Origin of the sequence: Pseudomonas sp. Pseusp88 (assembly GCF_047303955.1) — a bacterium.
Taxonomy (GTDB): Bacteria; Pseudomonadota; Gammaproteobacteria; order Pseudomonadales; family Pseudomonadaceae; genus Aquipseudomonas.
On sequence record NZ_JBGLYM010000002.1, the window covers coordinates 270,883 to 295,884 of the forward strand.

The 25,002-nt window shown below is 60.7% G+C and carries 24 protein-coding genes; 14 read left to right on the forward strand and 10 right to left on the reverse strand.

Going from position 1 to position 25,002, the window contains the following annotated elements; translation table 11 throughout:
- The first annotated feature begins 101 nt into the window (after nucleotides 1–101).
- The 6 genes from ACCD02_RS03645 to ACCD02_RS03670 all read left to right on the forward strand — a co-directional run bounded on the left by ACCD02_RS03645 (nucleotide 102) and on the right by ACCD02_RS03670 (nucleotide 5,445).
- Nucleotides 102–1,013 carry a branched-chain amino acid ABC transporter permease gene (locus tag ACCD02_RS03645; protein ID WP_413298611.1) on the forward strand — a complete coding sequence of 304 codons (912 nt, stop codon included), beginning with the start codon at nucleotides 102–104 and terminating at the stop codon, nucleotides 1,011–1,013.
- A complete protein-coding gene (locus ACCD02_RS03650; protein WP_413298612.1) occupies nucleotides 1,006–2,007 on the forward strand; it encodes a branched-chain amino acid ABC transporter permease in 1,002 nt (333 codons plus the stop codon). The genes ACCD02_RS03645 and ACCD02_RS03650 overlap by 8 nt, the downstream gene beginning before the upstream one ends.
- Nucleotides 2,004–2,759, forward strand: coding sequence for an ABC transporter ATP-binding protein (locus ACCD02_RS03655; protein ID WP_413298613.1), 756 nt, complete (start codon nucleotides 2,004–2,006; stop codon nucleotides 2,757–2,759). Before ACCD02_RS03650 ends, ACCD02_RS03655 begins: the two co-directional genes overlap by 4 nt.
- Nucleotides 2,756–3,460 carry an ABC transporter ATP-binding protein gene (locus ACCD02_RS03660; protein WP_413298614.1) on the forward strand — a complete coding sequence of 235 codons (705 nt, stop codon included), beginning with the start codon at nucleotides 2,756–2,758 and terminating at the stop codon, nucleotides 3,458–3,460. Before ACCD02_RS03655 ends, ACCD02_RS03660 begins: the two co-directional genes overlap by 4 nt.
- The gene (locus tag ACCD02_RS03665; RefSeq protein ID WP_413298615.1) at nucleotides 3,457–4,875 is read left to right on the forward strand and encodes an NAD(P)-binding domain-containing protein; all 1,419 of its coding nucleotides are present in this window, start codon (nucleotides 3,457–3,459) and stop codon (nucleotides 4,873–4,875) included. The genes ACCD02_RS03660 and ACCD02_RS03665 overlap by 4 nt, the downstream gene beginning before the upstream one ends.
- Nucleotides 4,876–5,208: 333 nt before the next feature.
- Entirely contained in the window at nucleotides 5,209–5,445 is a 237-nt protein-coding gene (locus ACCD02_RS03670; protein WP_413298616.1) for a hypothetical protein, read from the forward strand.
- 278 nt (nucleotides 5,446–5,723) lie between these two features.
- Here the strand turns inward: ACCD02_RS03670 and ACCD02_RS03675 are convergent, their stop codons facing one another.
- From ACCD02_RS03675 to ACCD02_RS03705, 7 genes are all read right to left on the reverse strand, one after another.
- On the reverse strand, nucleotides 5,724–6,326 hold the full coding sequence (locus ACCD02_RS03675; RefSeq protein WP_413298617.1) for a cupin domain-containing protein: 603 nt from the start codon (nucleotides 6,324–6,326) through the stop codon (nucleotides 5,724–5,726).
- Between the two features lie 175 nt (nucleotides 6,327–6,501).
- A complete protein-coding gene (locus ACCD02_RS03680; RefSeq protein ID WP_413298618.1) occupies nucleotides 6,502–7,212 on the reverse strand; it encodes a DUF1989 domain-containing protein in 711 nt (236 codons plus the stop codon).
- A gap of 16 nt (nucleotides 7,213–7,228) precedes the next feature.
- Complete coding sequence (locus tag ACCD02_RS03685) at nucleotides 7,229–8,461, reverse strand: M20 family metallo-hydrolase (protein ID WP_413298619.1); 1,233 nt, start codon at nucleotides 8,459–8,461, stop codon at nucleotides 7,229–7,231.
- On the reverse strand, nucleotides 8,458–9,264 hold the full coding sequence (locus tag ACCD02_RS03690; protein WP_413298620.1) for an amino acid ABC transporter ATP-binding protein: 807 nt from the start codon (nucleotides 9,262–9,264) through the stop codon (nucleotides 8,458–8,460). Before ACCD02_RS03690 ends, ACCD02_RS03685 begins: the two co-directional genes overlap by 4 nt.
- A 4-nt stretch (nucleotides 9,265–9,268) precedes the next feature.
- Nucleotides 9,269–9,916: an amino acid ABC transporter permease gene (locus ACCD02_RS03695; protein WP_413298621.1), complete on the reverse strand. Its 648-nt coding sequence runs from the start codon at nucleotides 9,914–9,916 to the stop codon at nucleotides 9,269–9,271.
- On the reverse strand, nucleotides 9,916–10,572 hold the full coding sequence (locus ACCD02_RS03700; RefSeq protein WP_413298622.1) for an amino acid ABC transporter permease: 657 nt from the start codon (nucleotides 10,570–10,572) through the stop codon (nucleotides 9,916–9,918). Before ACCD02_RS03700 ends, ACCD02_RS03695 begins: the two co-directional genes overlap by 1 nt.
- An 11-nt stretch (nucleotides 10,573–10,583) precedes the next feature.
- Entirely contained in the window at nucleotides 10,584–11,432 is an 849-nt protein-coding gene (locus ACCD02_RS03705) for a transporter substrate-binding domain-containing protein (RefSeq protein ID WP_413298623.1), read from the reverse strand.
- Between the two features lie 557 nt (nucleotides 11,433–11,989).
- On the opposite strand from ACCD02_RS03705, the gene ACCD02_RS03710 reads away from it, so the two are divergent.
- The 3 genes from ACCD02_RS03710 to ACCD02_RS03720 all read left to right on the forward strand — a co-directional run bounded on the left by ACCD02_RS03710 (nucleotide 11,990) and on the right by ACCD02_RS03720 (nucleotide 16,214).
- Entirely contained in the window at nucleotides 11,990–12,994 is a 1,005-nt protein-coding gene (locus tag ACCD02_RS03710) for a FecR family protein (protein ID WP_413298624.1), read from the forward strand.
- Between the two features lie 349 nt (nucleotides 12,995–13,343).
- Nucleotides 13,344–14,585, forward strand: coding sequence for an OprD family porin (locus tag ACCD02_RS03715; protein ID WP_413298625.1), 1,242 nt, complete (start codon nucleotides 13,344–13,346; stop codon nucleotides 14,583–14,585).
- A 27-nt stretch (nucleotides 14,586–14,612) separates the two neighbouring features.
- Nucleotides 14,613–16,214 carry an argininosuccinate lyase gene (locus ACCD02_RS03720; RefSeq protein ID WP_413298626.1) on the forward strand — a complete coding sequence of 534 codons (1,602 nt, stop codon included), beginning with the start codon at nucleotides 14,613–14,615 and terminating at the stop codon, nucleotides 16,212–16,214.
- 147 nt (nucleotides 16,215–16,361) lie between these two features.
- Here the strand turns inward: ACCD02_RS03720 and ACCD02_RS03725 are convergent, their stop codons facing one another.
- The gene (locus ACCD02_RS03725; RefSeq protein ID WP_413298627.1) at nucleotides 16,362–17,588 is read right to left on the reverse strand and encodes a cation:dicarboxylate symporter family transporter; all 1,227 of its coding nucleotides are present in this window, start codon (nucleotides 17,586–17,588) and stop codon (nucleotides 16,362–16,364) included.
- Between the two features lie 131 nt (nucleotides 17,589–17,719).
- Between ACCD02_RS03725 and ACCD02_RS03730 the strand changes: the two genes are divergently transcribed.
- The gene (locus ACCD02_RS03730; RefSeq protein ID WP_413298628.1) at nucleotides 17,720–18,661 is read left to right on the forward strand and encodes a LysR substrate-binding domain-containing protein; all 942 of its coding nucleotides are present in this window, start codon (nucleotides 17,720–17,722) and stop codon (nucleotides 18,659–18,661) included.
- Between the two features lie 72 nt (nucleotides 18,662–18,733).
- On the opposite strand, the gene ACCD02_RS03735 is transcribed toward ACCD02_RS03730, so the two are convergent.
- A complete protein-coding gene (locus ACCD02_RS03735; RefSeq protein ID WP_413298629.1) occupies nucleotides 18,734–19,690 on the reverse strand; it encodes a threonine dehydratase in 957 nt (318 codons plus the stop codon).
- Between the two features lie 196 nt (nucleotides 19,691–19,886).
- Between ACCD02_RS03735 and ACCD02_RS03740 the strand changes: the two genes are divergently transcribed.
- On the forward strand, nucleotides 19,887–20,696 hold the full coding sequence (locus ACCD02_RS03740; protein ID WP_413298630.1) for a helix-turn-helix transcriptional regulator: 810 nt from the start codon (nucleotides 19,887–19,889) through the stop codon (nucleotides 20,694–20,696).
- Between the two features lie 3 nt (nucleotides 20,697–20,699).
- On the opposite strand, the gene ACCD02_RS03745 is transcribed toward ACCD02_RS03740, so the two are convergent.
- Nucleotides 20,700–21,698 carry a helix-turn-helix domain-containing protein gene (locus tag ACCD02_RS03745; RefSeq protein WP_413298631.1) on the reverse strand — a complete coding sequence of 333 codons (999 nt, stop codon included), beginning with the start codon at nucleotides 21,696–21,698 and terminating at the stop codon, nucleotides 20,700–20,702.
- A 180-nt stretch (nucleotides 21,699–21,878) separates the two neighbouring features.
- Between ACCD02_RS03745 and antA the strand changes: the two genes are divergently transcribed.
- The 3 genes from antA to antC are packed head-to-tail and all read left to right on the forward strand — an operon-like array spanning nucleotide 21,879 to nucleotide 24,826.
- Nucleotides 21,879–23,282, forward strand: coding sequence for an anthranilate 1,2-dioxygenase large subunit (antA, locus tag ACCD02_RS03750; RefSeq protein WP_413298632.1), 1,404 nt, complete (start codon nucleotides 21,879–21,881; stop codon nucleotides 23,280–23,282).
- A gap of 2 nt (nucleotides 23,283–23,284) precedes the next feature.
- Nucleotides 23,285–23,776 carry an anthranilate 1,2-dioxygenase small subunit gene (antB, locus tag ACCD02_RS03755; protein ID WP_413298633.1) on the forward strand — a complete coding sequence of 164 codons (492 nt, stop codon included), beginning with the start codon at nucleotides 23,285–23,287 and terminating at the stop codon, nucleotides 23,774–23,776.
- A gap of 18 nt (nucleotides 23,777–23,794) precedes the next feature.
- Nucleotides 23,795–24,826 (forward strand): anthranilate 1,2-dioxygenase electron transfer component AntC, encoded by a 1,032-nt coding sequence (antC, locus tag ACCD02_RS03760; RefSeq protein WP_413298634.1) that lies wholly within the window; start codon nucleotides 23,795–23,797, stop codon nucleotides 24,824–24,826.
- Nucleotides 24,827–25,002: the final 176 nt, after the last annotated feature.

Sequence of the window (25,002 nt, forward strand, 5' to 3'; positions counted from 1 at the left end):
CACCTGAGCACTTGAAATAAAAACTGTATGTGGGAGCGAATTCGCTCCCACAGCGGCTCTCACCCGCCCTACCCATCACTCTGTTTAAGGCTCTTGCGCCGATGGATTTATATTACGTTCAGCAATTGGTCATCGGCCTGTCCCAAGGCATGACCTATGCGCTGGTGGCGATAGGCTTCACCCTGATTTTCGGGGTGCTCAACGCCGTCAACTTCGCCCACTCCGAGGTCTATACCCTCGGCGCAGTGGCCGGGCTGTTTCTGATCGGCGCCAGCGCAGCGCCCCTGGCGGTAATCATTCTGTTTGTCGTGGTGGTCGGTGCCCTGGCCGGGCTGGGCCTGGAACGGCTCGCCTTCAAGCCGTTTCGGCGCTTTTCCGATGAAGCATCGTTGAAGTCCCGGGCCATGCGCGAGTCGACCCTGATGTCGTCGCTGGCCGTGTCGATCATCGTTCGCGAAGGCCTGGAACTGGGCATGGGCTCGCAGATGCAGCCGGTGCCCGTGAGCTACATGCTCAACACCCCCATTGCCGTAGGTGGAGTCACCATTGTCAGCGGCGATATCGTCATCTTCGCGGTGTCGGCCAGCCTGCTGATAGGCCTGCAATTGCTGCTGAAGAAAACCCGTATCGGCCTGGCCATCCGCGCCGTGTCGAATAACCCACTGGGCGCCAAGTACAGCGGGATCAACGTCGACCGCACGATTATCTCGACCTTTGTCCTGGGTTCGATTCTCGGTGCCGTCGCCGGGCTGCTGGTCAGTCTCTACTACGGTTCGGTATTCCCGGCCATGGGCTTTGCCCCCGGCATCAAGGCTTTTGTCGCCATGGTCATGGGCGGCCTGGTGTCGATACCGGGCGCAGTGATCTGCGCCTTGATCCTGGGTGTATCGGAAAGCATGGCAACCACCTTCATGCCCTCGGTGTGGGCCGACATGGTGCCGTATCTGTTTTTGATCCTGACCCTGATTTTCTTCCCTCGCGGACTGTTTGGTGGAGGGCGCGAACGTGTCTGATCGTCGTTTTTCTCCCGCTGTCATCGCCACCCTGGCGCTGATTTTTCTGGCGATCCCCCTGGCGCTGCACCTCCAGAGTGGCGGCTACGCCTATCAACTGGCCTGCCTGGTATTGATCTTCGCCCTGCTCGCCTCATCACTGCACCTGGTGTCCGGTGTCGCCGGCCTGCTGCATCTGGGGCAGGCCGCCTTCTACGGCCTCGGCGCCTATATCGCCGCGCTGGCCGGCAATGCCTTGCAGGTGCCGTTCTGGCTGGCCCTGCCCCTGGCAGGATTGGGTTCGGCGCTGATCGCTTTTATCGTCGCCCTGCCCACCATGCGCCTGGTCAGTATTTACTTCGCCGTAGCGACCCTGGCCATCGGTCAGCTGATTTACCTGCTGACGCTGAACTGGGTCGACCTCACCGGCGGCCCCAACGGCATCACCCTGTTCTCGCCGATAAACCTGTTCGGCGTCGAGATCACCAGCAACACCGGCATCTACTACACGGTCGCGGTGACGGTAAGCCTGTCGATCTGGGCTATCTACCGGCTCAGTTACTCCTATTACGGCAACGCCCTGCGCGCCCTGCGCGAGGACGATCAATGCGCCGCAGCCATGGCCATCGATACGGTGCGCCTCAAGGTCGAAGTGTTCACCGTGGCGGCGTTCTTTGCCGGTATTGCCGGGGCGCTCTGGGCCTACACCACGGGCTATGTCTCGCCCAATGACTTCAGGTTTCCGGAAACCATCCTGATCCTGGCCATGGTGGTGGTCGGCGGCCTCGGCAGCCTGCCGGGCGCAATCATCGGCGCCGTGCTGCTGATTCTGTTGCCAGAAGCACTGCGGGGCTTCGGCGATGTGCGCAATATCATCGTCGGGATCGTCATGTTCCTCTCCATCCTGTTCCTGCCCAAAGGCCTGTTCGGCGAAGTTCCGGCCATTTCCCTGGCACGGGGCGTATTGGGCGCGGCATGGAAAAAGGACGGCGGGAAAAAGGTGGGCTGGAAATGATGCTGCTCGAATTCAACAACCTGATCCGCCGCTTTGGCGGGCTCAGCGCCATCGATAATGTTTCCGGCCATGTGGCCAAAGGCGAACTGGTCGGTCTGATCGGCCCCAACGGCGCGGGCAAGACCACCCTGTTCAACCTGATTACCGGCTTCGTCCCGGTCAGCTCCGGCAGCGTACATCTGAACGGGAGGGACATCACCGGGCGCGCACCCCACGTGATCGCCCGCCAGGGGCTGTCGCGCACTTTTCAGAACCTGCGCATCTTTCCCAACATGACCGTGTTCGACAACACCTCGGTCGCCGCCACCGGAGTGATCGGTCAGGGCCTGTTCGATACCCTCCTGGGCAGGCGCAACCGGGCCAGGCAGATATCCGAACGCACCTGGCAGGCCCTGGAACAGGTAGGTCTGCAACACCTGGCCGACGACCTGGCGGCCAATCTGTCCTACGGCCAGCGCAAATACCTGGAGATCGCCCGCGCCCTGGCCATGGCGCCCGAGCTGCTGATCCTCGATGAACCGGCCGCCGGGCTCAACGACACGGAAACCGCCGAACTGGCCGCGTGCATACGCCGCCTGCATGGCGACGGGTTGAGCATCATGCTGGTGGAGCACGACATGAACCTGGTCATGTCGATCTGTGAACGCATCATCGTGCTGGCCTCAGGCAAGAAGATCGCCGACGCCTCGCCGCTGGAAGTACGCGGCAATGCCGCCGTGCTGGAATCCTATCTGGGGACCGACGAGCCATGAATATCCTCGAAGTACAGGATCTGAAGATCAATCTCGGCACCCACGATATCCTCCATGGCATCAGCCTGGCCGTGCCCGAGCGCAGCATCATCGCCGTGTTGGGCGCCAACGGGGCGGGCAAAACCACCCTGATGCGGGCCATTTCCGGCATCTACAAACCCAGCGGCGGCCGCATTATCTTCGCCGGCCAAAACATCGGCGGCCTGCCCAGCCATCAAGTGGTCGAGCACGGCATCCTGCAAACGCCGGAAGGACGACAGATTTTTTCCAACATGACCGTGCGCGAGAACCTGCTGGTCGGCGCAGGCCCCTACGGGCTGGCCGACGTCGACCAGGTACTGGACCTGTTCCCGGTCATGGGCCAGCGCTACCACCAGTTGGCAGGCTCGTTGTCCGGGGGCGAGCAACAGATGCTCTGCATCGGCCGCGCCCTGATGCGCAAGCCACGTATTCTGCTGATGGACGAGCCTTCCCTGGGGCTTGCACCCAAGGTCGTCGCCGAGATTTTCCGCCTTATCGAAACCATCCGCGCCCAGGGCCTGACCGTACTTCTGGTCGAACAAAATGCCCGGGCAGCCTTGCGCATTGCCGACTATGCCGCCGTGATCGATGGCGGGCATATCACCCTTGAAGGGCCGGCCGCAGAAATCGCCGCCGACCCGCGCATTGTCGAAGCTTATCTTGGAGGGCACACCCATTGACCACTTACACCCCATCCACCGCCCTGGCTACCGAGCGCCTGCGCGAGGAACTGGACTACCTGAAATTGCCCGCCGCGAGCTGGCCTGCACCGAACACCGGCCTTGATGTCGCCATTATCGGCGCAGGCATGTTCGGTATCGCCGCCGCCGTGGCTCTGTTGCTCAAAGGCGTCAGCAATATCCGCCTGTTCGATAGCAGCGAAAAAGGCCGCAGCGGCCCCTGGACCACCTATGCCAGGATGCCCACCCTGCGCTCGCCCAAGGATTTGCCGGGGTTGTCACTGGGTATTCGCGCCCTGACTTTCCGCGCGTGGTATGAAGCGACCTACAGCGTCGAGGCTTGGGATTCGTTGTACAAGATCCCCAATGCGGTCTGGCAGCAATATGTTGACTGGATAGCAACGGCCTTCGAACTGCCCATTGAGTACAACACGGCCATTCGCTCATTCACGCCGGGACCGCACAGCGTCACCCTGGAACGGGACGATGGCAGCCGCGTGATTGCCCGGCGCCTGGTGATTGCCAGCGGTCGGGCCGGTGCGGGCGGTGTGAGCATCCCCTCCTTCATCGAGCCGGGGCTGTTCCCTCGGCTCGCCGCCCATACCTGCGATGCCATCGACTTCGATGCCCTGGCCGGTCGCCATGTCGCAGTCCTGGGTGCCGGTTCTTCGGCCTGGGACAACGCCGCCACCGCGCTGGAACAGGGCGCGGCTCAGGTCACCCTGTATGCCCGGCGCAGCCATCTGCCGCAGATCAACAAGGCCAGGGGCTATGTCTACCCCGGTTTTATCGCTGGCTGGCACGACCTGCCGACGCAGCAGAAATGGGCCGTAGCCTCGTATCTGGACGACACCCCGCCACCGCCGCCCCACGAGACCGTACTGCGCACCCTGGCAGCAGGTGGCGAACGTTTCCAGCTGCATTTCAACTCGCGGATCGAGGCGATTGGCGAGTCCAACGGCCGCGTGCAGGTGCAGCTCGCCGATCGCATCGATCAGGCGGATTTCCTGATCGTCGGCACCGGTTTCCAAGTCGACCTGTCTCGTGACCCGTTATTCGCCCAAGTGGCCGAACGTGTGGCGCTGTGGCGGGATCGCTTCGAACCGGCTCGGCAGACCCGGCGCCATCTGGGCCTGTTCCCGTGGCTTGGCAGCGGTTTCGAGTTGCAGGAGCGCAGCAGGGACGATGGTGATTCCGAACTTAACCGCGTCCACCTGCTCAACCACGCCGCCAGCCTCAGCTTTGGCTCAATCGCCTCGGATATTCCAGCCATTTCTGCCGCCGCAGAGCGCCTGGCCGGGAAAATCGTGTCGCAACTGTTTATCGAGTCGTTCGATACTCACCGACAATATCTTGAGGACTGGGAAGTGGAGTGGGAACTGGAGAAGACGCCCTATTTGCATAAGGGCAAGTAAACAAATGGCAACACACGTAGGCCTTAAAGCGCCGCTAATGTAGGACGCTTCTGAAGTTTACCGATATGCTCTCGGACCGCTTGTAGATGCCTGAACAGGTGACTAATTTGCTGCCTGTCGTTGAAACCAACGGCAGGGTTTAGTCGCCCAGACATCTTGATCGAAGCTCGTCATGGCTCTCGCCTGTGTTCGCACAGGCGAGATGTTTATGGCGGCTGTGTATGGGGCACCTTCGGGTGCGCCGGTTCTTGATGACGGTCGACTAACCCGTGCACAGCCGCCACCCTTCGTTTAGTCGCAAAGGGTGATGATCCACTTCATCGAGAAAACCTAATGAATCAAACGAGTGCCCACCCGTTTATCCTCGCCCCTGATACAACAACCGAAGACGCCCTGCTCTTCGCCGCAGAATACCTCGATGGCGCCGCCGCCATCGTCTATGAAACCGCCGATAACAGCACCCCCGAATACCGTCCACTGGCCCGCTCGGGGTTGCAGCAGCTCAATCTTGGGCGGGCGGTGATTGAAGCGTTGCTGGCGAGACTGGCAGTCAAGCCGCAAACAGCCTGACCCCACGCTATCGCTCTACAAACGCTTGCCTGACTCAGGGCGAAAATCCTGTGGGAGCGAATTCATTCGCGAATGGGCCAGTACATCAGACACATTTTTATCGCCTGAAATACCGCCTTCGCGAATGAATTCGCTCCCACAGTAGCGCGTGCATATAGTCGGAGCTTTACAGCAAACATAGAATCTCCCACAGAGTTTCGGTAATTCCATGGATGTTGCGTTGTTTGATCGCAGCGGACGATGTTCCGCCTTGCCCGCGAACCAAAAGGCTCGGTTCTTCAAAACGTGGCCGGGGTATTCACCCAGAGAATCCGCACAATCTCGCGGCTCACATTGCGATAGCCGTGGGCGACGTTGCTGGGAAAGTGAAACGAGTCACCGGGATTGAGGGTGTAAGTGGTTTCGCCCAACGTCAGTTCAAGAGTGCCTTCGATGACGTAGCCCATTTCCTCACCGGCATGCTCGATCATTTCGCTGACCATGCCTGGAGCGATGATATGGATATCGCCTTGCAGCAGGCCGCCCTTTTGCGGATGGGTCACCCGCTCCAGATCGATATAGCCGGACTTGCCGCCCTTGGCGAAGCGACTGACCTGACGCGCCCCGGCGCGCAGCACCGGTTCGTCAGAGACCCAGTCTTCGGAAGTCAGTTCGGACACGTTGCTGCCCAGGGCCTGGGCCAGACGGTGCAGCATGGCCAGGGACGGCGAGGCAGCATCGTTTTCCAGTTTGGAGATCAGGCTTTCCGAGCAGTTGGCGACTTCGGCCACCTGTTTGAGGGTCAGGCCCGCCACCTTGCGTGCATGGCGCAGGCGCACTCCCAGGCTGGGCAAGCCATCGGTGTGCAGGGCCTTGGCGGGTGTCTTGCTGGGTTTGGTCATGCATTCCTCATGTAAAAACGATATCCCTGAAACGGCGCGATCGCCCGGCAAACCTTACCCTTGCAGGAGACGGCTTGCTGGCGATGGCACTGTATCAGTCGATGAATATATTGCCCGTTATTGCACTATCGCCAGCAAGCCGGCTGCTACGGTTCCCGGTGGCCTTGCCCGTTGCTCAAGCCTGCACCGAGAAGTGCACTTCCAGCGGATTCAGGTCATTGATCGGCACGATATCCTGCGGGCAGGCGGACATTACCACCACTACGTCCATCTCGGCACGGATCTCGACAGAATCGCCAGCCTTGGACACCGGCGGCAGCCACTCGACGCTGTGGTCCGGCTTGACCGGAATGTTCATCCACAGGTTGAAAGGCTGCGGCACTTCACGGGCGCGCAGGCCGATGGCTTGCAGGGCCAGGCGCATATTGTCGGCACAACTGTCGTGATAACCGACCACGCCCAGGTTGGTGTAGCGATGCAGGTCGCAGGCGGCCATCAGGGTGTCATGGATGCCCGGCGAGGTATCGCTGAGCAAGGTGCCGATGGCACGGCGGCGGTTGCTGAACAGGGCATCGCCGGGCTTGGGGATGATGCTGTTGCAGTGCGCACGGGCGTGTTCCATGGAGAGGAATTCGCTCATGTCTTCGAGGTTGAACAACCAGGTGTCGCAGACCTGGGTGCCGTGGGTGTTGACGATCTTGATCACCTGGCCGGCCTTGAGCAGCACCGCGCGGCCGCAGCGCGCCGGGACGGTGTAAAGCTCGCCGAGCACCGGGGTGCCGTCGAGGGAAATCGGCTCGCTGAGGGTGGCGTTGATGCCCAGGGAACTGCCGTTGTCGCTATGGCAGCAGGCCGGGTAGTCATGAGCGTGAGTGATGCTGGTCATTGGAGGACTCCTTGGTTTACGGTTGTTCGGCAAGTGTCACCAGGCCCCAGGCGAGCGCCCGGGTGCCGGCAAGCAATTGCGCAGGTTCAGTGAATTCCAGCGGGTTGTGGCTGATGCCCGCGCGGCTGGGGACAAACAGCATGCCGGTCGGACAGTGCCCGGCCAGGTACATGGCGTCATGAAAGGCGCCGGAGCGAATGGCCTGATGGGCCAGCCCGGTGGCTGTACAGGCCTGCTCCAGCACCCCGACCACGGCCGGATCGAAGGCTGTGGGTGCATGGTTGAACAGGCTGCTCAGTTCGGTATCACCGGGCAGGCAGCCCGGCAGTTGCGCATCGAAGTCCGCCAGCACGGCCGGGTCGGCATGGCGAAAATCAATGCTGAAGGTGACTTCATTGGCGATGGTATTGATCGCGTTGGGCAGGACGTTCCAACGGCCGAAGGTCAGGCGCTTGTCCTCGGTGGCCAATTGGTCGGCCAAGGCATCGATGCCCCGTGCGGCGTCCATCGCCAGTAGCATGGCGTCGCGGCGCATATGCATGGGCGTAGTTCCGGCATGGGCCGAAGCGCCCTTGCAGCGCACCTGATACCAGTGCACACCTTGAATGCCGGTCACCACGCCCAAGGGGATATCGGCCTGCTCCAGGACCGGCCCCTGTTCGATATGCAGCTCGACAAAGGCATGGGCGTCGATCCTGTCCCGCAATGGCAGATCAGCGAAACGTGCGGCATGGGCATCCAGCGCCTCGCCTACCGAGATCCCTGAGGCATCACGATTACTGCGGTACAGCGCCAGGCGCTCGGGTTCGCCCCAAGCACTGGAGCCCATGGCCCCGGGGCTGAAACGGCTGCCTTCTTCGTTGGTCCAGACCACCACTTCAATCGGCCTGCGCGTGCGAACCCCGGTAGCCTCCAGCGCATACAGGCATTCCAGTCCAGCCATTACGCCGTAGCAACCGTCGAGGGTGCCACCGGTGGGCTGGGTGTCGATATGGCTGCCGGTCATCACCGGTGGCAGATACTCCCTGCCCTCACGGCGGATAAACAGGTTGGCGCAGCCGTCAGTCCAGATCCGGCAGCCGAGCTGGCGCGCCTGCTCGATCAACCAGGCCCGGGCCTGAAAATCTTCCTCGGAAAGGGCCTGGCGATTCATGCCGCCCTGCTGTCCCGGCCCGAAAGTGGCCAGGGTATCGAGCAGACCTTGCAGATGCTCTCCCGAAACAGCGTCCAGTACCTGTTGCGCACTCATGACAACACCTCCACTCGCGGCGTCAGGCTGCGGTTGAACCAGGGTTTGAGAAAGCGTTGCAGACGCTCGGTCTCGGGCGACTGGAACATCGCCCCAGGCTCGCCGGTCTCGACGATCTGCCCGGCTTCCATGAACACCACCTGACTGGAAATCTGCGCAGCGAAACTCATTTCGTGGGTGACCATGACCATGGTCATGCCATCGTCGGCCAGGCTGCGGATCACTTGCAGGACCTCCTCGACCAGCTCCGGATCAAGGGCCGAGGTCGGCTCGTCGAGCAGCATCAGGCGCGGCTTGACCGCCAGGGCGCGGGCGATGCCGACCCGCTGTTGCTGACCACCGGACAGCCGCGCCGGATAGGCATCAGCCTTGGGCGCCAGGCCGACCCGTTGCAAGGCGGCATCGGCAAGGGTGCGGGCCTCGGACTTGCTCATGCGCTTGCCCAATACCAATGGCGCCATGACGTTTTCCCGCACGCTCATGTGCGGCCACAGGTTGAACTGCTGAAAGACCATGGACAGCGGTTTGCGCACCTCGTCGATCTGGCGGTCACTGTCACGGTCCCTGGCGGCGCGGCCCGGGCCGCTGTAGCCGAGCAACTGGCCATCGATCCAGATTTCGCCTTCGTCATAGGTTTCAAGGAAGTTCATGCAACGCAAGGCGGTGGTCTTGCCCGAGCCGGACGGGCCGATCAACGAAACGATCTCGCCCGCCTGGACCGACAGCTCAAAGCCCTGGAGCACCCGGTTGTCGCCGTAGGACTTGCCGACACCGCGTAATTGCAGAAGGGGTAAATTGCTCATCGCATCAACCTCGCAGATGACGCGTCGCCCGCCGCCCCAGGTACTCAGCCAGGGCCGCGACCGACGTGGTCAACAGCCAGTAGCTCAGCACCAACAAGGCGTAAGGAACGACGTAGGAAAAAGTGGTGGAAACGATGCGCCCGGCGGTCAGGGTCAGTTCGGGCACGGTGATGATCGAGGTCACGGCACTTTCCTTGATGGTCAGAATCACCTGATTGCCCAGCAACGGCAGGGCGAAGCCCAGAGCCTGGGGCGCCTGGATATGCCAGAAGGCCTGGCGCCGGGACAAACCGTGGACCCGCGCCGCTTCGACCTGGCCGCCAGGTACGCTGGCCCAGGCCGAACGAAACAGCTCGGCGAAATAAGCGGCGCTGTACAGCGCCAGGGCGAAGATACTGGCCTCGATCGCTTCCAGACGCAGGCCCAGCACCGGCAGACCGAAATAGATCACCGTCAGCTGTGCGAGAAACGGCGTGCCGCGGATCAGCCACACATACAGTCCATAAATACCGGCCAGCATCGGTACCGCCAGACGCAGAGCGTTGAGGCCGAAGCCCAGCACCAGCCCCGCCGCAGCGGCCGCCAGGCTGATGCCCAGGGTCACCAGCAGGGCTTCGCCGAAGTCGGGCAGATAACTCAATAACTCATGCATCAGGCGCGCTCCTGCCAACGGCGTTCAAGCAACCGGCCAAGCACACTCAGCAGGCTGGTCAGGGCCAGATAAAACACCGCTGCCACCAGATAGACCTCCAGCGGGCGATAGGTCTGCGATACCAGTTGTTGGCTGACCCGCATCAGGTCGGTAATGGAAATCACCGAGACCACCGCCGAAACCTTGATCACATCGATCAGCTCACTGATCAACGCTGGTGAGGTCAGACGCAGCACCTGGGGCAGCTGGATGCGGGTCAGGGCCTGCCATTTACCGATGGAGAACACCCTCGCCGCTTCCAGTTGTCCTTTGGGGATCGCGGCAAAACCGCTGCGCAGAATCTGCGACTGGTAGGCCGCCGTGTTCAGCGCCAAGGCCAGACCGGCAGCCATCAGCGGCGGCACATCGATGTTCAGCGCCGACGGCAGGTAGAACAGCAATAACAGCTGCGCCAGCATCGGCGTGCCGCGAAAGAAGCTCACGTACACCCTGGCGAATACCGCCCCACTGCGGCTGCGACCGGTGCCAATCAGATGGATCAGCACGCCAATGACAAACCCCAGGACCATGCTCGCGGCGCACAACCACAGGGTGGTCAATGCCCCGTCGAGCAAGGCGGGCCAGTACAGCGCCAGGCGTGTGGTGAAATCGTTCATGCCCACGCCACTCAGATGCTCGGAACCGGCATGGCGTCGGTCGGTAACGTCATGCCGAAGCCGAACCATTTGTCCTGGAGCTTCTTCAGGGTGCCATCGGCGCTGGCGCGAGCGATACCATCACTGAACAGTTTGACCAGGGTCGCGCTGTCCGCACCCTTGCGCCCTACCCAGCCAAAGTAAGTGGTCGGCCCGACCATTTCCGGCAACGTGCTGAATACGCCGGGACGCGCCTTCATCAGCGGACCGAGGTTGGACAGCGACTGCGCCACGCCATCGAGACGGCCGTTGGCCAGATCGGCATAGGCTTCATCGAAGCTGACATATTCCTTGATCCGTGCCAGGCCAGGTTGGCCTGCGGCCTTGAGCTTGGCATCAAAGGCCTGCAACACAGCCAACTGACCGGAACCGGCCTGGGAGCCGATGATTTTGCCGTTGAGGTCGCTTACCGATTTGAGGGTGTTGTCATCACCGCGCTTGAGCAGGGCTACGGTGGATTCGGCAATCGGCAAGGTAAAGGCGAACTGCTCGAAGCGAGCCTTGTTCACCGTAACAGAAGTCACCACAAAGTCGAACTTGGCGCTGTCCAGGCCCGGCAGAATGCCCTGAAACGGCAGGTCCAGCTGACGCACCTTGACTCCGGGCAAATCGGCATCGAGCACGTAGTGCATGAGGTCGGCGCCGTATCCGACGATCTTGCCATTCTCCACCGACTCGAAAGGTGCAAAGCGCGCTTCGGTGGCGACGACGATTTCCTTTCTGTCCTTGATCCGCTGCAACAAGTCATCGGCGTGGGCCATGGACGCGGCGAGCAGGGTAATCAGTGACAGGGACAGTGCTTTGAGTGCGTGGCGTTTCATCGGTGCAGGCTCCACTTGAATGGACAGGATTTTTATTCAAGTTACTTGAATAAAAATACAAGAGCATGAACCGTGCCAGCGAACGAAGTCGTTTATTCAAGTCACTTGAATGATCATCACAAAAAGGAATTTGCTTCAATAGCGTGCAAGAAGTGCAGTTTCCGGTTCAGATCGGTGCATCAAATCCGCTCTGTCCCGGGCTTGAAGTGATTCAATGGGGAATGCGCAATGGCCAGCAACACTTTCCCCTTCGATGCACGGCTCAGCCATACCTTGAGCATCATGCGCAATCTGGCCATCGACCACTACCGCAGCAGACGCCGGAGCAGCGCTGCTTCGTCAAAGCCCGTCAGATCGGCTAAGCACCCACAGCCCGTTGCCCGGCCACGCCTGGTACTCTCGCCGTACGACGACCGGGCTGGCCGTATGGTTATATCTTGTGCAACTATGGCTATATGCCGTTAGCCTGAACATTATTAAACTGTATAGTTATCTGGATACGCTTTAAGAGAATGGCGCAGTTTTACGTGATCAGATCAGCCAGTCGGTAATTTTCCATGCCCACCCCTCCCGCTTCAGATCCCACCCATGACGCGGTAAGCGTTGAAGCGGCGCATTGGTGCATGCGCGTCAATGAAGACGACTTCACCGAACAGGAACGTGAGCAGCTCAACCAGTGGCTCGACCTCGATCCACTGCACCGCCGCGAATTCGACGCCATGATGAAAATCTGGACCGTCAGCGAATTCCTCCCGGCCACCCTTCCGGTCGACACTGTTGCTCAAGGCAAACCGCAGACAGTGCCTCGGCGCGGCCTCCGACGCCCATTGATGGCAGCGGCCGTGCTGTTGCTGGCTCTGCCCATCGCCGGGCTTGCAGGCTGGCATCTGAATGTGATCCCCGACAGCTATCAGCGTTTCGAAAGCAGCTCGACACTTCGCGACATAGTGCTCGCCGACGGCTCGCGCGTGCAGATGAACCTGGGCAGCAAATTGTCGTTCGCCAACTTCAGGGATCGCCGCAGCGTGAACCTGAGCAAGGGCGAAGCGTATTTCGAGGTGAAGCACGATGCCAGCCATCCGTTTCATGTCGACGCCGGTCAAGGGCAGGTGCGGGTAACCGGGACCAAATTCAATGTCTGGACTTATCAGGATGAAGTGGTCGTCACCCTTACCCAAGGCTCAGTACAAGTGATCGCGGACAGGGACAGGGCCGATCAACTTGCCTATCTGTCGCCGGGCATGCAGGCACACTACACACCGCAGATGATCAGCCCCGAAGTACGCGCCGCATCGCCAGAAGAAGCACTGGCCTGGCGTGGCGGCAAACTCATATTGCGTGACCTCTCGCTGGACGATGCCCTGCCACAGATCAACCGTTATCTCCCCGCCCCCATTCACCTCGGCGACAGGGCTACAGGCAACCTGCGTATTGGCGGCATCTACAACACCAATGACATCGACGCTCTGGTACAGACCCTGCCCAAGGTGCTGCCGGTTTACCTGAGCAGCAATGAGAAAGGCGAGACAGTGGTGCGCAACAAGCGCAGCTCGGCGCCCTGATCCACTCCCGCCCTCTCAAAGCCCGCATAACATACTGAATCAAAAGACCTTTGTCGGGATTGAACTCATTCGCGAAAGAGGTATTTCGGTCGGCGGAAATGCCTCGTCTGTACTCCCCCTTCGCGAATGAATTCGCGCCCACAGATTCGTTCCCGCCTTTCCCTGTTTGATCTTGATCGATTGGGCTCGGCCATATCCATACACAAAAAATATCGAATCAACACTAACTATATATTTTTAATCCACATTTTATGGCGCTAGGATTTTCGCCGTGAACGGAAACCGCAGTTTTCTCGCTTCACGGCAAAACAAAACCAATAAAAACCAGCTGTGCCATAAGGGAATAAAAATGCATAAGAGCCCTGTCTCTCTCGGCCTCACCTCGGCCGCTCTCGGCCTGAGCCTCGCCATGCCAGGCTTCGCGGAAGCTGACTTCTTCGAAGACAGCAAGGCGGATCTGGAATTTCGCAACTTCTACTTCAACAGCGACTACCGCCAGGACGGCGCGGCCCAATCCAAGCGCGATGAATGGGCCCAGGGTCTGCTGCTCAACTATGAATCCGGATTTACCGAGGGCACCGTCGGCTTCGGTATTGATGCCATCGGGCTACTCGGCCTGAAACTGGATTCCGGCCCGGACCGCCGTAATACCGGCCTGCTCCCGGTCGGCAGCGAAAAAGCCCCCGATGACTACAGCCGCGCGGGCGTTACCGCCAAGGCGCGCATCGCCAAGAGCGTGCTGCGTATCGGCACCCTGATGCCCAAGCTGCCCACCGTACTGCCCAACGACGGTCGCCTGCTGCCCCAGACCTTTCGCGGCGGCCAGTTGACCTCCAAAGACATCGACAACCTCACCGTCAACCTCGGCCGCCTGACCAGCAATACCGAGCGCAATGACAGCGGCCACGCAGACATCATCGCCGAAGCCAAGGGCATCAAGGGCGGCAAGCCCAGTGACAAGTTCGACTTCGCCAGCGCCAGTTATGCCTGGACCAAGACCCTGACCACCTCCTATAACTACGGCGGTCTGGAGGACAACTACAAACAACATATCGCCACCCTGACCCACACCTTTGCCTTCGGCACCTCGCAGTCATTCAAAAGTGACCTGCGCTACGCCCGCTCCCTGGCCGACGGCGCCAGCAACGTCGACAACACCGCGCTGGGCGCACGCTTCACCTACGGCATCAGCGGCCACGCTTTTGGCCTGGCCTACCAGCGCATGGACGGTACTACCGGCTTTCCGCACCTGGCCGGTACCGACTCGTACCTGGTCAACTACGTGATGATTTCCCCGGACTTCGCCAACCCCGAAGAACGCTCCTGGCAGGCCCGCTACGACTATGACTTCGCCACCCTCGGCCTGCCAGGCCTGACCTTTATGACCCGCTACCTCAAGGGCGACAACTTTGCCCGTGGCAACAAGGAAGGCACCGAGTGGGAACGCAATACCGATATCGGCTACGCCTTCCAGAGCGGCCCGTTGAAGAACCTCGAACTGAAATGGCGCAACGGCAGTTACCGCAGTAATGGCGGCAACAACATCGACCAGAACCGCGTCATTGTCAGCTACACCCTGCCCCTGCTGTAAAAACATGCCCTATGCCGGAGTCCTGAAATGCCCACAACAACAAAGACCCTGATTCACCTGGCCGTCGCCCTCGCCCTGACTGCCAGCTATGGCGCCTATGCCGCCAACACCGCCGACCTGCCCTGCGCCACAACTGAACAGTGCGCGGCCCAAGCGGCGAAGATCGGCGCCTCGGTGGTCAAAGCCAAGGGCAAGGACGACAAGGCCGAGAGCCAGTTTGCCTGGCTCAATCGCATCAACAAGGCGTCCATCGTCATGCTTACCGAGGAAGGCATCGTCAAGCCGGAGATGGGCCAGAAGATCGCCGGCGGCGTACGCTATGCCATCGAACAGGGCGACAAACCCGACGGCAAGCGGCCCAGTGATGTGCTGCAACTCGAACAGATCATGACTGACAAGATCGGCCCGGAAGCCTCGCTGATCCACTCCGGGCGCAGTCGCCAGGACATGCTCGCCACCTATCGCCTGGCCAAACTGCGCTCGGACGTCCTGGCCTACAGCGAAGCCCTGAACGCCACGCGCAAGCGCCTGCTGGATCTGGCCGACAAGAACATCGACACCCTGATCCCGGCTTACACCAACGGTGTACAGGCCATGCCGATCACCTACGCCCACTATCTGCTGGCGTACGAAGCCGCCTTCGACCGCGACGGCCAGCGTATCCGCGAGCTGTATCAGCGCCTGAACCAGAGCCCCATGGGTACCGCCGTACTGGCCAACTCAGCCTACCCGTTGAACCGCGAGCGCATGGCCGAGCTGCTGGGCTTCGACTCGGTTCGGGAGAACTCCCTGGACTCCAGCCAGGTGTCGACCTATGACATTCCCATCGAAGCGGCAAATGCGGCGGCCTCATCGGCCATTCGCATCGGTGCGCTGATCGGCGATATCCACACGCAATATCATCAGATCCGCCCCTGGCTGCTCCTTGATGAGGAGTCCACCTACACCAGCAGCGCCATGCCGCAAAAGCGTAATCCCGGCTTGCTGATGCGCGCTCGCGAAACGGCTTCCGATGTGGTCGGCCTGGCCCAGACCGTGACCTTGCGCGCACATAACGTCACCACCGGCATGACCGACTACAAATTCGCCTTCGACTCCCTGGGCGTCTTCGACTCCACCAAGGAGATGTTCAGCGCCATGAACGCGGTGCTTGATGCCCTGCAGGTCAACCCACAGCGCGCCCGCGAAGAGCTGGAAAACGAATGGACCACCTCCATGGAGCTGGCTGACACCCTGGAACGCACGCAGAAAGTGCCGTTCCGCATTGGCCACAGCTTCGCGTCGCTGATTGTCACCGAGGCGCGCAGCGAAGGCATGACGCCCAAGACCTTCCCCTACGCCGACGCGCAGAAGCTCTACACCAAGGCCGCCGACAAGTACGAATGGAAGCCCAACACCCTGCCGCTGGACGAGGCTACTTTCCGCGCCGCGCTGTCGCCGGAAAACATGGTCAAGACCCGCAAGGGTACCGGCGGCCCGCAACCTCAGGAGGTGCAACGCATGCTCACCGAGGCACACAAGACCCTGGAAGCCGACCAGACCTGGCTGCGTGAACGTCGTGACAAGCTGAATCAGGCCGAGGGCAACCTCAATCGGGCCTTCGACAAGCTGGCGCCTGCCAAGGGATAACGACTGAGAACACTGGGCAACGGGGTGAAATGATATCTGTGGGACCGGCTTTAGCCGGGAAAGAGCCAGTGTATCTGTTGCGTTGCATGATCAGATCAGGCGCCTTCCCGGCTAAAGCCGGCCCCACCTTCGTATCGAACGCCCTTATCAAGCCAGTGGATTCAACGCCCTGCTCATAACGGGTCGATCCAGCGCATTCTGCCAACGGGCAATGGCCAGGCAGGCCACACAATTGCCCAGCACATTGGTCAACGAGCGGCATTTCATCAGACGCTCGACCCCGAGCAGCAGGCCGACACTCTCCAGCGGCACCAGATGCAGCAGATTCAGCGTGGCAATCAGGGTCAGGAACGCCGAGCCCGCCATGCTGGTCGAGCCCAGCGAGGTCAGCAGGGAAATCAGCAGCAAGGTCAACAACTCGGCAGCACTCAGTTCGATACCCGCCATCTGCGCCAGAAACAGCACGGCGGTGGTCAGGTAAATGTTCGAGCCGCTAAGATTGAAGGTGTAGCCCGTGGTCAGGATCAGCCGTACCAGTTGCTGATCGCAGCCCAGCTTCTGCATCTTGTCGATTAACCCCGGCAACGCCGCCACCGAGGATCCGGTGAAGGTAACCAGCAGCAACTCGTCCTTGATGTACAGCACCAATCGCCACAACCGTGCCCCGGCCAGCCTGGCAATGGTTGCCAATACCAACACCATGAACAGCCCGCAGGCCAGATACATCACCGCAACAAACTTGAACAGCGGCAGCGCCGCAGCCGGGCCGAACCTGCCGATACTGAAAGCCATGGCGCCAAAGGCCGCCAACGGCGCAAAGCGCAGAATGACCCGCAGAATCCTGAACAACAGGGCAACGGCTTTCTCCAGAAATGCCCGCAGCGCATCCCCCCGCCCGGTGCCGCCAGCGCGCCCTACCAGCACGCCGAAGACCAACCCGGCGAGCATCACCTGCATGACCAGGCTTTGGGTGAAGGCGTGAGTCACCACCGCGCCTACCGATGCCCAGGAAAACCCGGCATTGAAGGGCTCCGAATGAGCGACAGCAGCGCCATGGTTCAAAGCCGTATGGGCACCGGGATTGAAGGTCAGCGTCACTATGCAGCCCAGGCACAACGACAGCAGGCCCATGGCCTGGAAGTAAACGAATACCTTGCCCACCAACCCCCGGCGCCTGGTTTGCAGCCCTGCTACACCGGACGACACCAGCAAAAACATCATCAGCGGCATAAGCCAGCCAATGACGCGAATGAAGCCGTCGCTCAGGGGTTTCATATCGATGGCGAGATGGGGGTCGAGCACACCCAGCAGGACACCGCAGACGATGGCCAGGACAATTTGCAAAGTGGCGCTGTTGAAAAGCCTGAGAGGCATCGACGCTCCGAGTCCATCTATTTATTGTTATGGGCGCGCCTTGTCAGGGACTGCCTGATTGGGCACGCTGGCCGGTCAAAGCCGGCTTGAGCGGGCGCCAATAATAAAACTTCACAGCGGGACAGACCACCATGGAACTTCGTCACTTACGCTATTTTGTCATGGTGGCCGAAGAACGACATTTCACCCGCGCCGCCGCCCGCCTGAATATCCAGCAACCGCCCCTCAGCCAACAGATTCGCATGTTGGAGCAGGAACTGGGGTTCGACCTGTTCAAGCGTCATCCCAAGGGCGTGGACTTGACCGCAGGTGGCCTGGTGTTCCTTGAGGAAGCCCGGGAAGTCCTCGCCCGCGTCGCCGAAGGCGCGCTCAAGGCCTCCCGTGCCGCCCACGGTATCGAGGGCCAGTTGAGCATCGGTTTTACCAGCTCTGCCTCGACCCACCCGCTGATTCCGCAAATCATCCGCTCCTATCGCGAGCGCTACCCCGCCGTAGCGGTATCGCTCAAGGAGGGCAGCGCGGAACAACTGACCCATGATGCCATCGAGGGACGCGTCGATGTGGGCATTCTTCGGGCACCGGTCGGCGATCACCTGAGCCTGCAATTTCATCGTCTGTTGAACGAAGAAATGCTGCTGACCCTGCCCACCGGGCATCGGGTGCTGGCCGGGCACGATATGTCCGGCGAACCACCGGCCATTGCCCTTGGCGAGCTGGCCGACGAGCCGTTTATCCTGGTCCGCCGCCCCGGCGCGCCGGGCATGTACGCCAACCTGATCAAGGCCTGCCAGAACGCCGGGTTCAACCCGAAGATTGCCTTCGAGGTCGAGCGCATGCTGACCAATATCAGCCTGGTGGCCGCAGGCGTAGGCATTTCCATCGTCCCGGCCTCTATGCGCGACGTGCACCGGCAAAGTGTCGTCTACTGTCCGATCCGCGATGCCCGCCCGCGCCTGCATGCGCCGATTACCCTGGTTTGCCGCAGCTTCAACCCGCTGCCACCTTTACAGAATTTCATCGCCCTGTCGCGGGAACTGACCGGGCATAACAGGCGGCATGCGCTGGATTCTTGAATATGAATCAGCTTGCGCGGTGTCGGAGCCAGCCACATGAAAATCCCATTGCAATTCAGCTGATCGTGGTGCCTAGCCAATCACCCGCGCATACACCGGCATATCGATATTGCCCCCGGACAGAATCACCCCGACCTTCTTCCCCGCCATCGCCTCACGCTCCTGCATCAACGCTGCCAGTGCCGCCGCGCCTGCGCCTTCGGCCAGGTTATGAGTGTCGGTGTAGTAGACGCGCATGGCCTCGGCGACCTGTTCGTCACTGACCGCGACTATCCGTTGCGCCCCTGCTGTATAGACTGCCAGTGCTTCAGGGACAGGTTTGCGTACCGCCATGCCATCGGCAAAAGTATTGGCCGATGGGGTTTCCTGCAGGATGCCACTCTCGAATGAACGCTTGGCGGCATCGGCTTCGGTAGAGACCACACCCACCACCTGGGTGGTCAGGCCCAGGGCATCACGGGCAGCAATGACCGCACAGATACCCGAGCCGCAGCCGATGGGCACATAGACGGTGTCCAGGTCCGGCACCGCCGTGAACAATTCCAGCCCATAAGTGGCCACGCCCCTGACCAGTTCCCGGTGATACGGCGGTACCAGGTAGAGCGAGTGAGCCTCGGCCAGGCGGGCGGCCTCTTCCCGGGCTTCGTCGAAGTCGCGCCCATACTCGATGACCTCGGCACCAAAGGCGCGCATGGCGCTGTTCTTTTCCAGGGAGTTGTTCTGCGGCACCACAATCATTGCCCGCAGGCCCAGAGCCTTGGACGCCAGCGCCAGGCTCTGGCCGTGATTGCCCCGAGTGGCGCTGACGATGCCGGTAATCTGCGGCTGAGTACGCTTGAGCCAGTGCAGAAAGGTAATGCCGCCGCGCACCTTGAAGGCGCCGGTCGGCGTATGGTTTTCATGCTTGACCCACACCGTGCAACCCAGACGCCGGGCCAGCAAGGGCCAGGCATATTGGGGGGTGGCAGGCATCACCTGGTAAACCTGGCGGGCAGCGTCTTCGATATCTTCGCGGGTCAATCCGTGCATGACAGTGTTCTCTGGGGTTTTGTCGAGTCTAGGCAGGCAGCGGTGGTGCTGGCTTTCAAAAAACTGACCTGATCTCCAAACGCGTTTGTGGGAACGAGGCTTGCCCGCGAACAGGATTTCCCGGGTTGAAAAGATACGGCGGATGTACCGGCCTATTCGCGGGCAAGCCTCGCTCCAACGAATGCTGTTGAGTAAGATGGCACTTATGACTGCGCAAAACCGATCCTCTCAACAGCCCCCCTGCGAACCGGTGCGCCGCGCCGAGGCCGGGCCGTGGGTCATCGAATTACTGCCCGGTGCCGCCTACGAGGCTCGCTATATCGCCAATCAGGCCGCCATCGGCTTTGCCTTCGACAGTCAGCACGGCGTGCATGCCATTGGCAGCGACCGTATTCGTCCTTTCGATGCCACGCCCAATGGCCTCGCCTTCGTGCCCATGGGGTGCGACGTGTTTTCCGCTTCAGGCAAGGGCGGAGAGTACCTGCGTTTGATACGCAGCGACGGCGAAGTGCTGATCGGCGATCAGCCGTTCAATAACCGCGTCGATCCCCAGGCCATGGCCCTGGCGCAACGCATGCGTGCAGCCCTGTTACGACCTTCGGCAACGGATGATTGGCAGGATTGGGCCCAGGCGCTGGCGGGCCGGGTACACGCGGATCAGTTGTCCGGGGCATCATCCGCCGACGCCCTGACCGACAGACGCCTGCGCCTGCTCGATGAATTCATTGATGCCGGACTGAGCGGGCCCTTGAGCGTGCAGGACATGGCGCAGTTACTGGCCCTGTCCGAAGGCTTTTTCACCCGGGCCTGCAAGCAAACGCTGGGTAAAAGCCCCCACAGCTACCTGATCGACCGCCGCCTCGGTCGCGCCCGTGACCTGCTGCGCGAACCGGCTCGCAGCCTCAGCGATATTGCCCTGGCCTGTGGCTTTGCCAGCCAGGCGCATATGGCGACAGTCTTCAAGCAGCGGTTGGGGATCAGCCCCGGTGAGCTGCGCAGACGCTAGGAGCTATTTCCACGTACGGGCCCGAGCCAGCGTCTGCGACGGACGCTCGCCAAATGCACGCTGATAGTCACTGGCAAAACGGCCCAGGTGGGCAAAGCCCCAACGCGAGGCGGTAGCGGCGATGTTGTAGTTGCCACGTTCTTCCAACAGGCTGCAACGCACCGCCTCCAGACGAAAGCGCTTCAGGTAAGCCAGGGGCGACAAGCCGAAATGCTGTTTGAAACCATCATGCAAGCGCTGCGCTGACACCCCTGCCACCTGCTGGATATCCGCCAACAGGAGATCGCTTTCAGCCTGCTCCTCGATAAAACGCCGAGCCTTGAGCACGTAGGCCGGGCAACGGCTTTCACTGCGCCGGGCCAGGGCCTTGGAGTAGTTGTTGGGCTGGGACAGGATCAGCCCCTTGATCAGGGTCCGTTCCAGATCCCGGGCCACAGACTGCTGGCCGAAGAGCGGTTGCTCGTGGTCCATTTCGTCAACCAGATACCGCACCATGCGCCACCACCCCGCGCTCGCCCCCTGCTGCGCATCGATGCAGGTCTGGAAGGCGATGGGCGTCTGTACCGGATGCTCTAACAGCTGCTCCAGCACCTGATTCATCGAGGCACAGGTAATGACCACCTGCAGCTTGCGACAATTCCCGGCAATGCTCAGTTGCTGATGCTCGAACGGCGAGACGATCAAACCGACCCGTGCGTCGGAACGCGCCACCTTGCGTCCGTGCTGAATCTCCTGCTCACCGTCCAGGGGCAGGCTGATGCTGTAGCTCTTCAGGCCGCAACCGGCGTCGACACCAATCACCACATCGGTGCCGTACTGAATGCGCCCCACCACGGTGGCCAGTGAGCCCAGACGGTTGGCCGAGTGCTCGAACTGCAGTTGCCGCGATGCACTGGCCTGAAGGCTGTGGGGCCCGCATATATCGGCCATCCAGGCACGTGCACTGGCGATATCCCGGTGGGTAGCCTTGAGCGCCGGGTTATTGCAACGGGAAAGCGTCATGGCGATGTCCTCTGTTCATCGACACAACGAAAATAAAGCGATCAGGGAGATCGGCGCTATCCGTTTTCTGCAAATAAACGGAAAACGGCTATTTATCCCCGGCAAAGCGGATAGATGGTCCTGACACCGGGGGATTTAATCGAGGGGAGTCCGACCACTTCATAAAAAAGGTACTCCCTGATGAGCACAAACAGAAGCATCGCCCAATGGCAGCACTTCGTCGAAGGCTGCCTGGATTTTCGCCCGGACCAGGGCATCTACCGTATCGCCCGTGACATGTTCACCGAACCGGATCTGTTCGATCTGGAGATGGAGCTGATCTTCGAGAAGAACTGGATCTATGCCTGTCACGAAAGCGAAATCGCCCATAACCATGACTTCATGACCATGCGCGCCGGGCGCCAGCGCATGATTATCACCCGTGATGGCGAAGGCCGGCTCAATGCCCTGATCAATGCCTGCCAGCACCGCGGCACCACTCTGACCCGGCTCGGCAAGGGCAATCAGTCGACCTTCACCTGCCCGTTCCACGCCTGGTGCTACAAAAGCGATGGTCGCCTGGTCAAGGTCAAGGCACCGGGGGAATATTCCGAGGGCTTCGACAAAGCCACCCGTGGATTGAAGAAGGCCCGCATCGACAGCTACAAGGGTTTTGTCTTCATCAGCCTCGACGTCGCGGGCAACGACAGCCTGCAGGACTATCTGGGCGACGCCACAGTGTTTTTCGACATGATGGTGGCGCAGTCGCCAAGCGGTGAGCTGGAAATACTGCCAGGCAAGTCAGCCTATACCTACGAAGGTAACTGGAAGCTGCAGAACGAGAACGGTCTGGACGGTTATCACGTCAGCACCGTGCACTACAACTACGTGGCGACCGTGCAGCACCGTCAGCATGTCAACGCAGAAAAAGGCCTGGCCGCTAGTGACACCCTGGACTACAGCAAGCTGGGCGCCGGTGATGCCGAAACCGACGATGGCTGGTTCTCTTTCCACAACGGCCACAGCCTGCTGTTCAGCGACATGCCCAACCCCGCAGTGCGTCCCGGCTACGCCAGCATCATGCCGCGCCTGGTCGATGAATATGGTCAGGGCAAAGCGCAATGGATGATGCACCGCCTGCGCAACCTGAACATATATCCCAGCATGTTCTTCCTCGACCAGATCAGCTCGCAGCTGCGCATCATTCGCCCCGTGGCCTGGAACAAGACCGAGATCCACAGTTTCTGCCTCGGCGTCAAAGGCGAATCAGCCGCTGACCGTGAGAACCGCATTCGCCAGTTCGAGGACTTTTTCAACGTCTCAGGCCTGGGCACGCCCGATGATCTGGTGGAATTTCGTGAAGCCCAGCGCGGCTTCCAGGCCCGCCTGGAGCGCTGGAGCGACATTTCCCGTGGCCTGGACAAATGGGTCGCGGGCGCCACGCCCAATAGCCAGGCCATCGGCATCTCACCCGTGTTGACCGGTACCGAGTTCACCCATGAAGGCCTGTATGTGAACCAGCACGGCAACTGGCAACGCTTCCTGCTTGAGGGGCTGGCGCGCAAGGCCGCCGAACAACAATCCCTGAAACTGCACGAGGTGTGATCATGACTGCGCAACTGCACCATAAAATCGAACAGTTTCTCTACCGCATGGCCGAGCTGTGTGATGCCCAGGATTGGGATGCCTATCTTGACCTGTTCAGCGAAGACAGCGAATTCCACCTGCCGCAATGGGACTCGGAACATGTCTACACCAGCGACCCCAAGACGGGTATGTCGCTGATCTACTACTCAAACCGTGGTGGCCTTGAGGATCGGGTGTTCCGCCTGCGTACCGGCAAGGCGGCATCGACCATTCCGATGCCGCGTACCGTCCACCTGATCAGCAATCTGCGCTTGCAGGCGCTGGTCAATGGCGACCTGCAAGCCCGGGTCAACTGGCACACGCTGTTCCATCGTCTGCAAGTCAGCGAGCAGTTTTTCGGCTACGCGACCTACACCCTCAGGCCACACGGCGAGAGCTGGAAGATCACCCGCAAACACGCGGTACTGCTCAACGACACCATTAACTCGGTGCTGGATTTCTATCACCTCTGATCTGGCGGGTAACAGACCATGACATACAAGGTCGGCTTCAGTTTTGCCGATGGCAAGACGCTGTTTTGCCCAGTGCAGGGCAATGAAATCCTTCTCGATGCCGCCCTGCGCGCGGGCATCAAGATTCCTCTGGACTGCCGCGAAGGTGTCTGTGCAACCTGCCAGGGCCGCTGTGAATCAGGGCAATACACCCAAGACTACGTTGATGACGAAGCCTTGTCCGCCGCCGATCTGGCCCAGCGCAAAGTACTGACCTGCCAGACCAGGGTGCAGTCGGATGCGGCATTCTATTTCGACTTCGACTCCAGCCTGTGCCACAACGCCGGCCCTGAACGTATCGCTGGTGTGATCAGTCACGTGGAACAGGTCTCCGGGACCACGGCGATATTGCATGTGGATGCCAGCCAGTACCCACGGCAACTGGATTACTTGCCCGGCCAGTACGCCCGCCTGCGGGTGCCCGGCACCGAAGAGTGGCGCTCCTACTCGTTTGCCAGTCGTCCAACAGCGGCCAACCAGTTGCAGTTTCTCGTACGGCTATTGCCGCAGGGAGTGATGAGCGACTACATGCGCGAACGCTGCGCCCCAGGGCAGGAACTGCAGTTTGAAGCCCCCTTGGGCAGCTTTTACCTGCGCCAGGTCAGTCGACCGCTTGTGCTGGTGGCAGGTGGCACCGGGCTCTCGGCCTTCCTCGGCATGCTTGATGAAATGGCAATGAGCGGCAGCTGCGGACAGCCCATCAGCCTGTATTACGGCGTAACACAGGAAGCCGATCTATGTGAACTCGAACGTCTGGAGCGCTATCGCCAGCAGATTGCCGATTTCAGCCTGCACATTGTCGTCAGCCGCCCCTCCGCCGAATGGCCTGGCAAGCGCGGCTGGATCCCCGAACACTTCGACGTCTCGACCTTGGCCGCCCGACCGTTCGATCTCTATGTCTGCGGTCCGCCACCAATGGTCGAAGCGATCAAGGACTGGATCAATGAACAGAGCATTGCCGGCGCGCATCTGTACTACGAGAAGTTCGTCGACAGTCACGCCGGGCGCTGATCGCAACACCAACACGGATCCGATGGAGCGAAGCTTGCCCGCGAACCAGACGACGCGCAGTTTGCGCCATACCGCGTCGCCTGATTCACGGGCAACCCTGCGCTTCGGGCCGCGCAAGAAACAGGTGCGCCGTGCTCATCCAGACGCTTCACTGATTTTCGCCAAAGAACTCAATG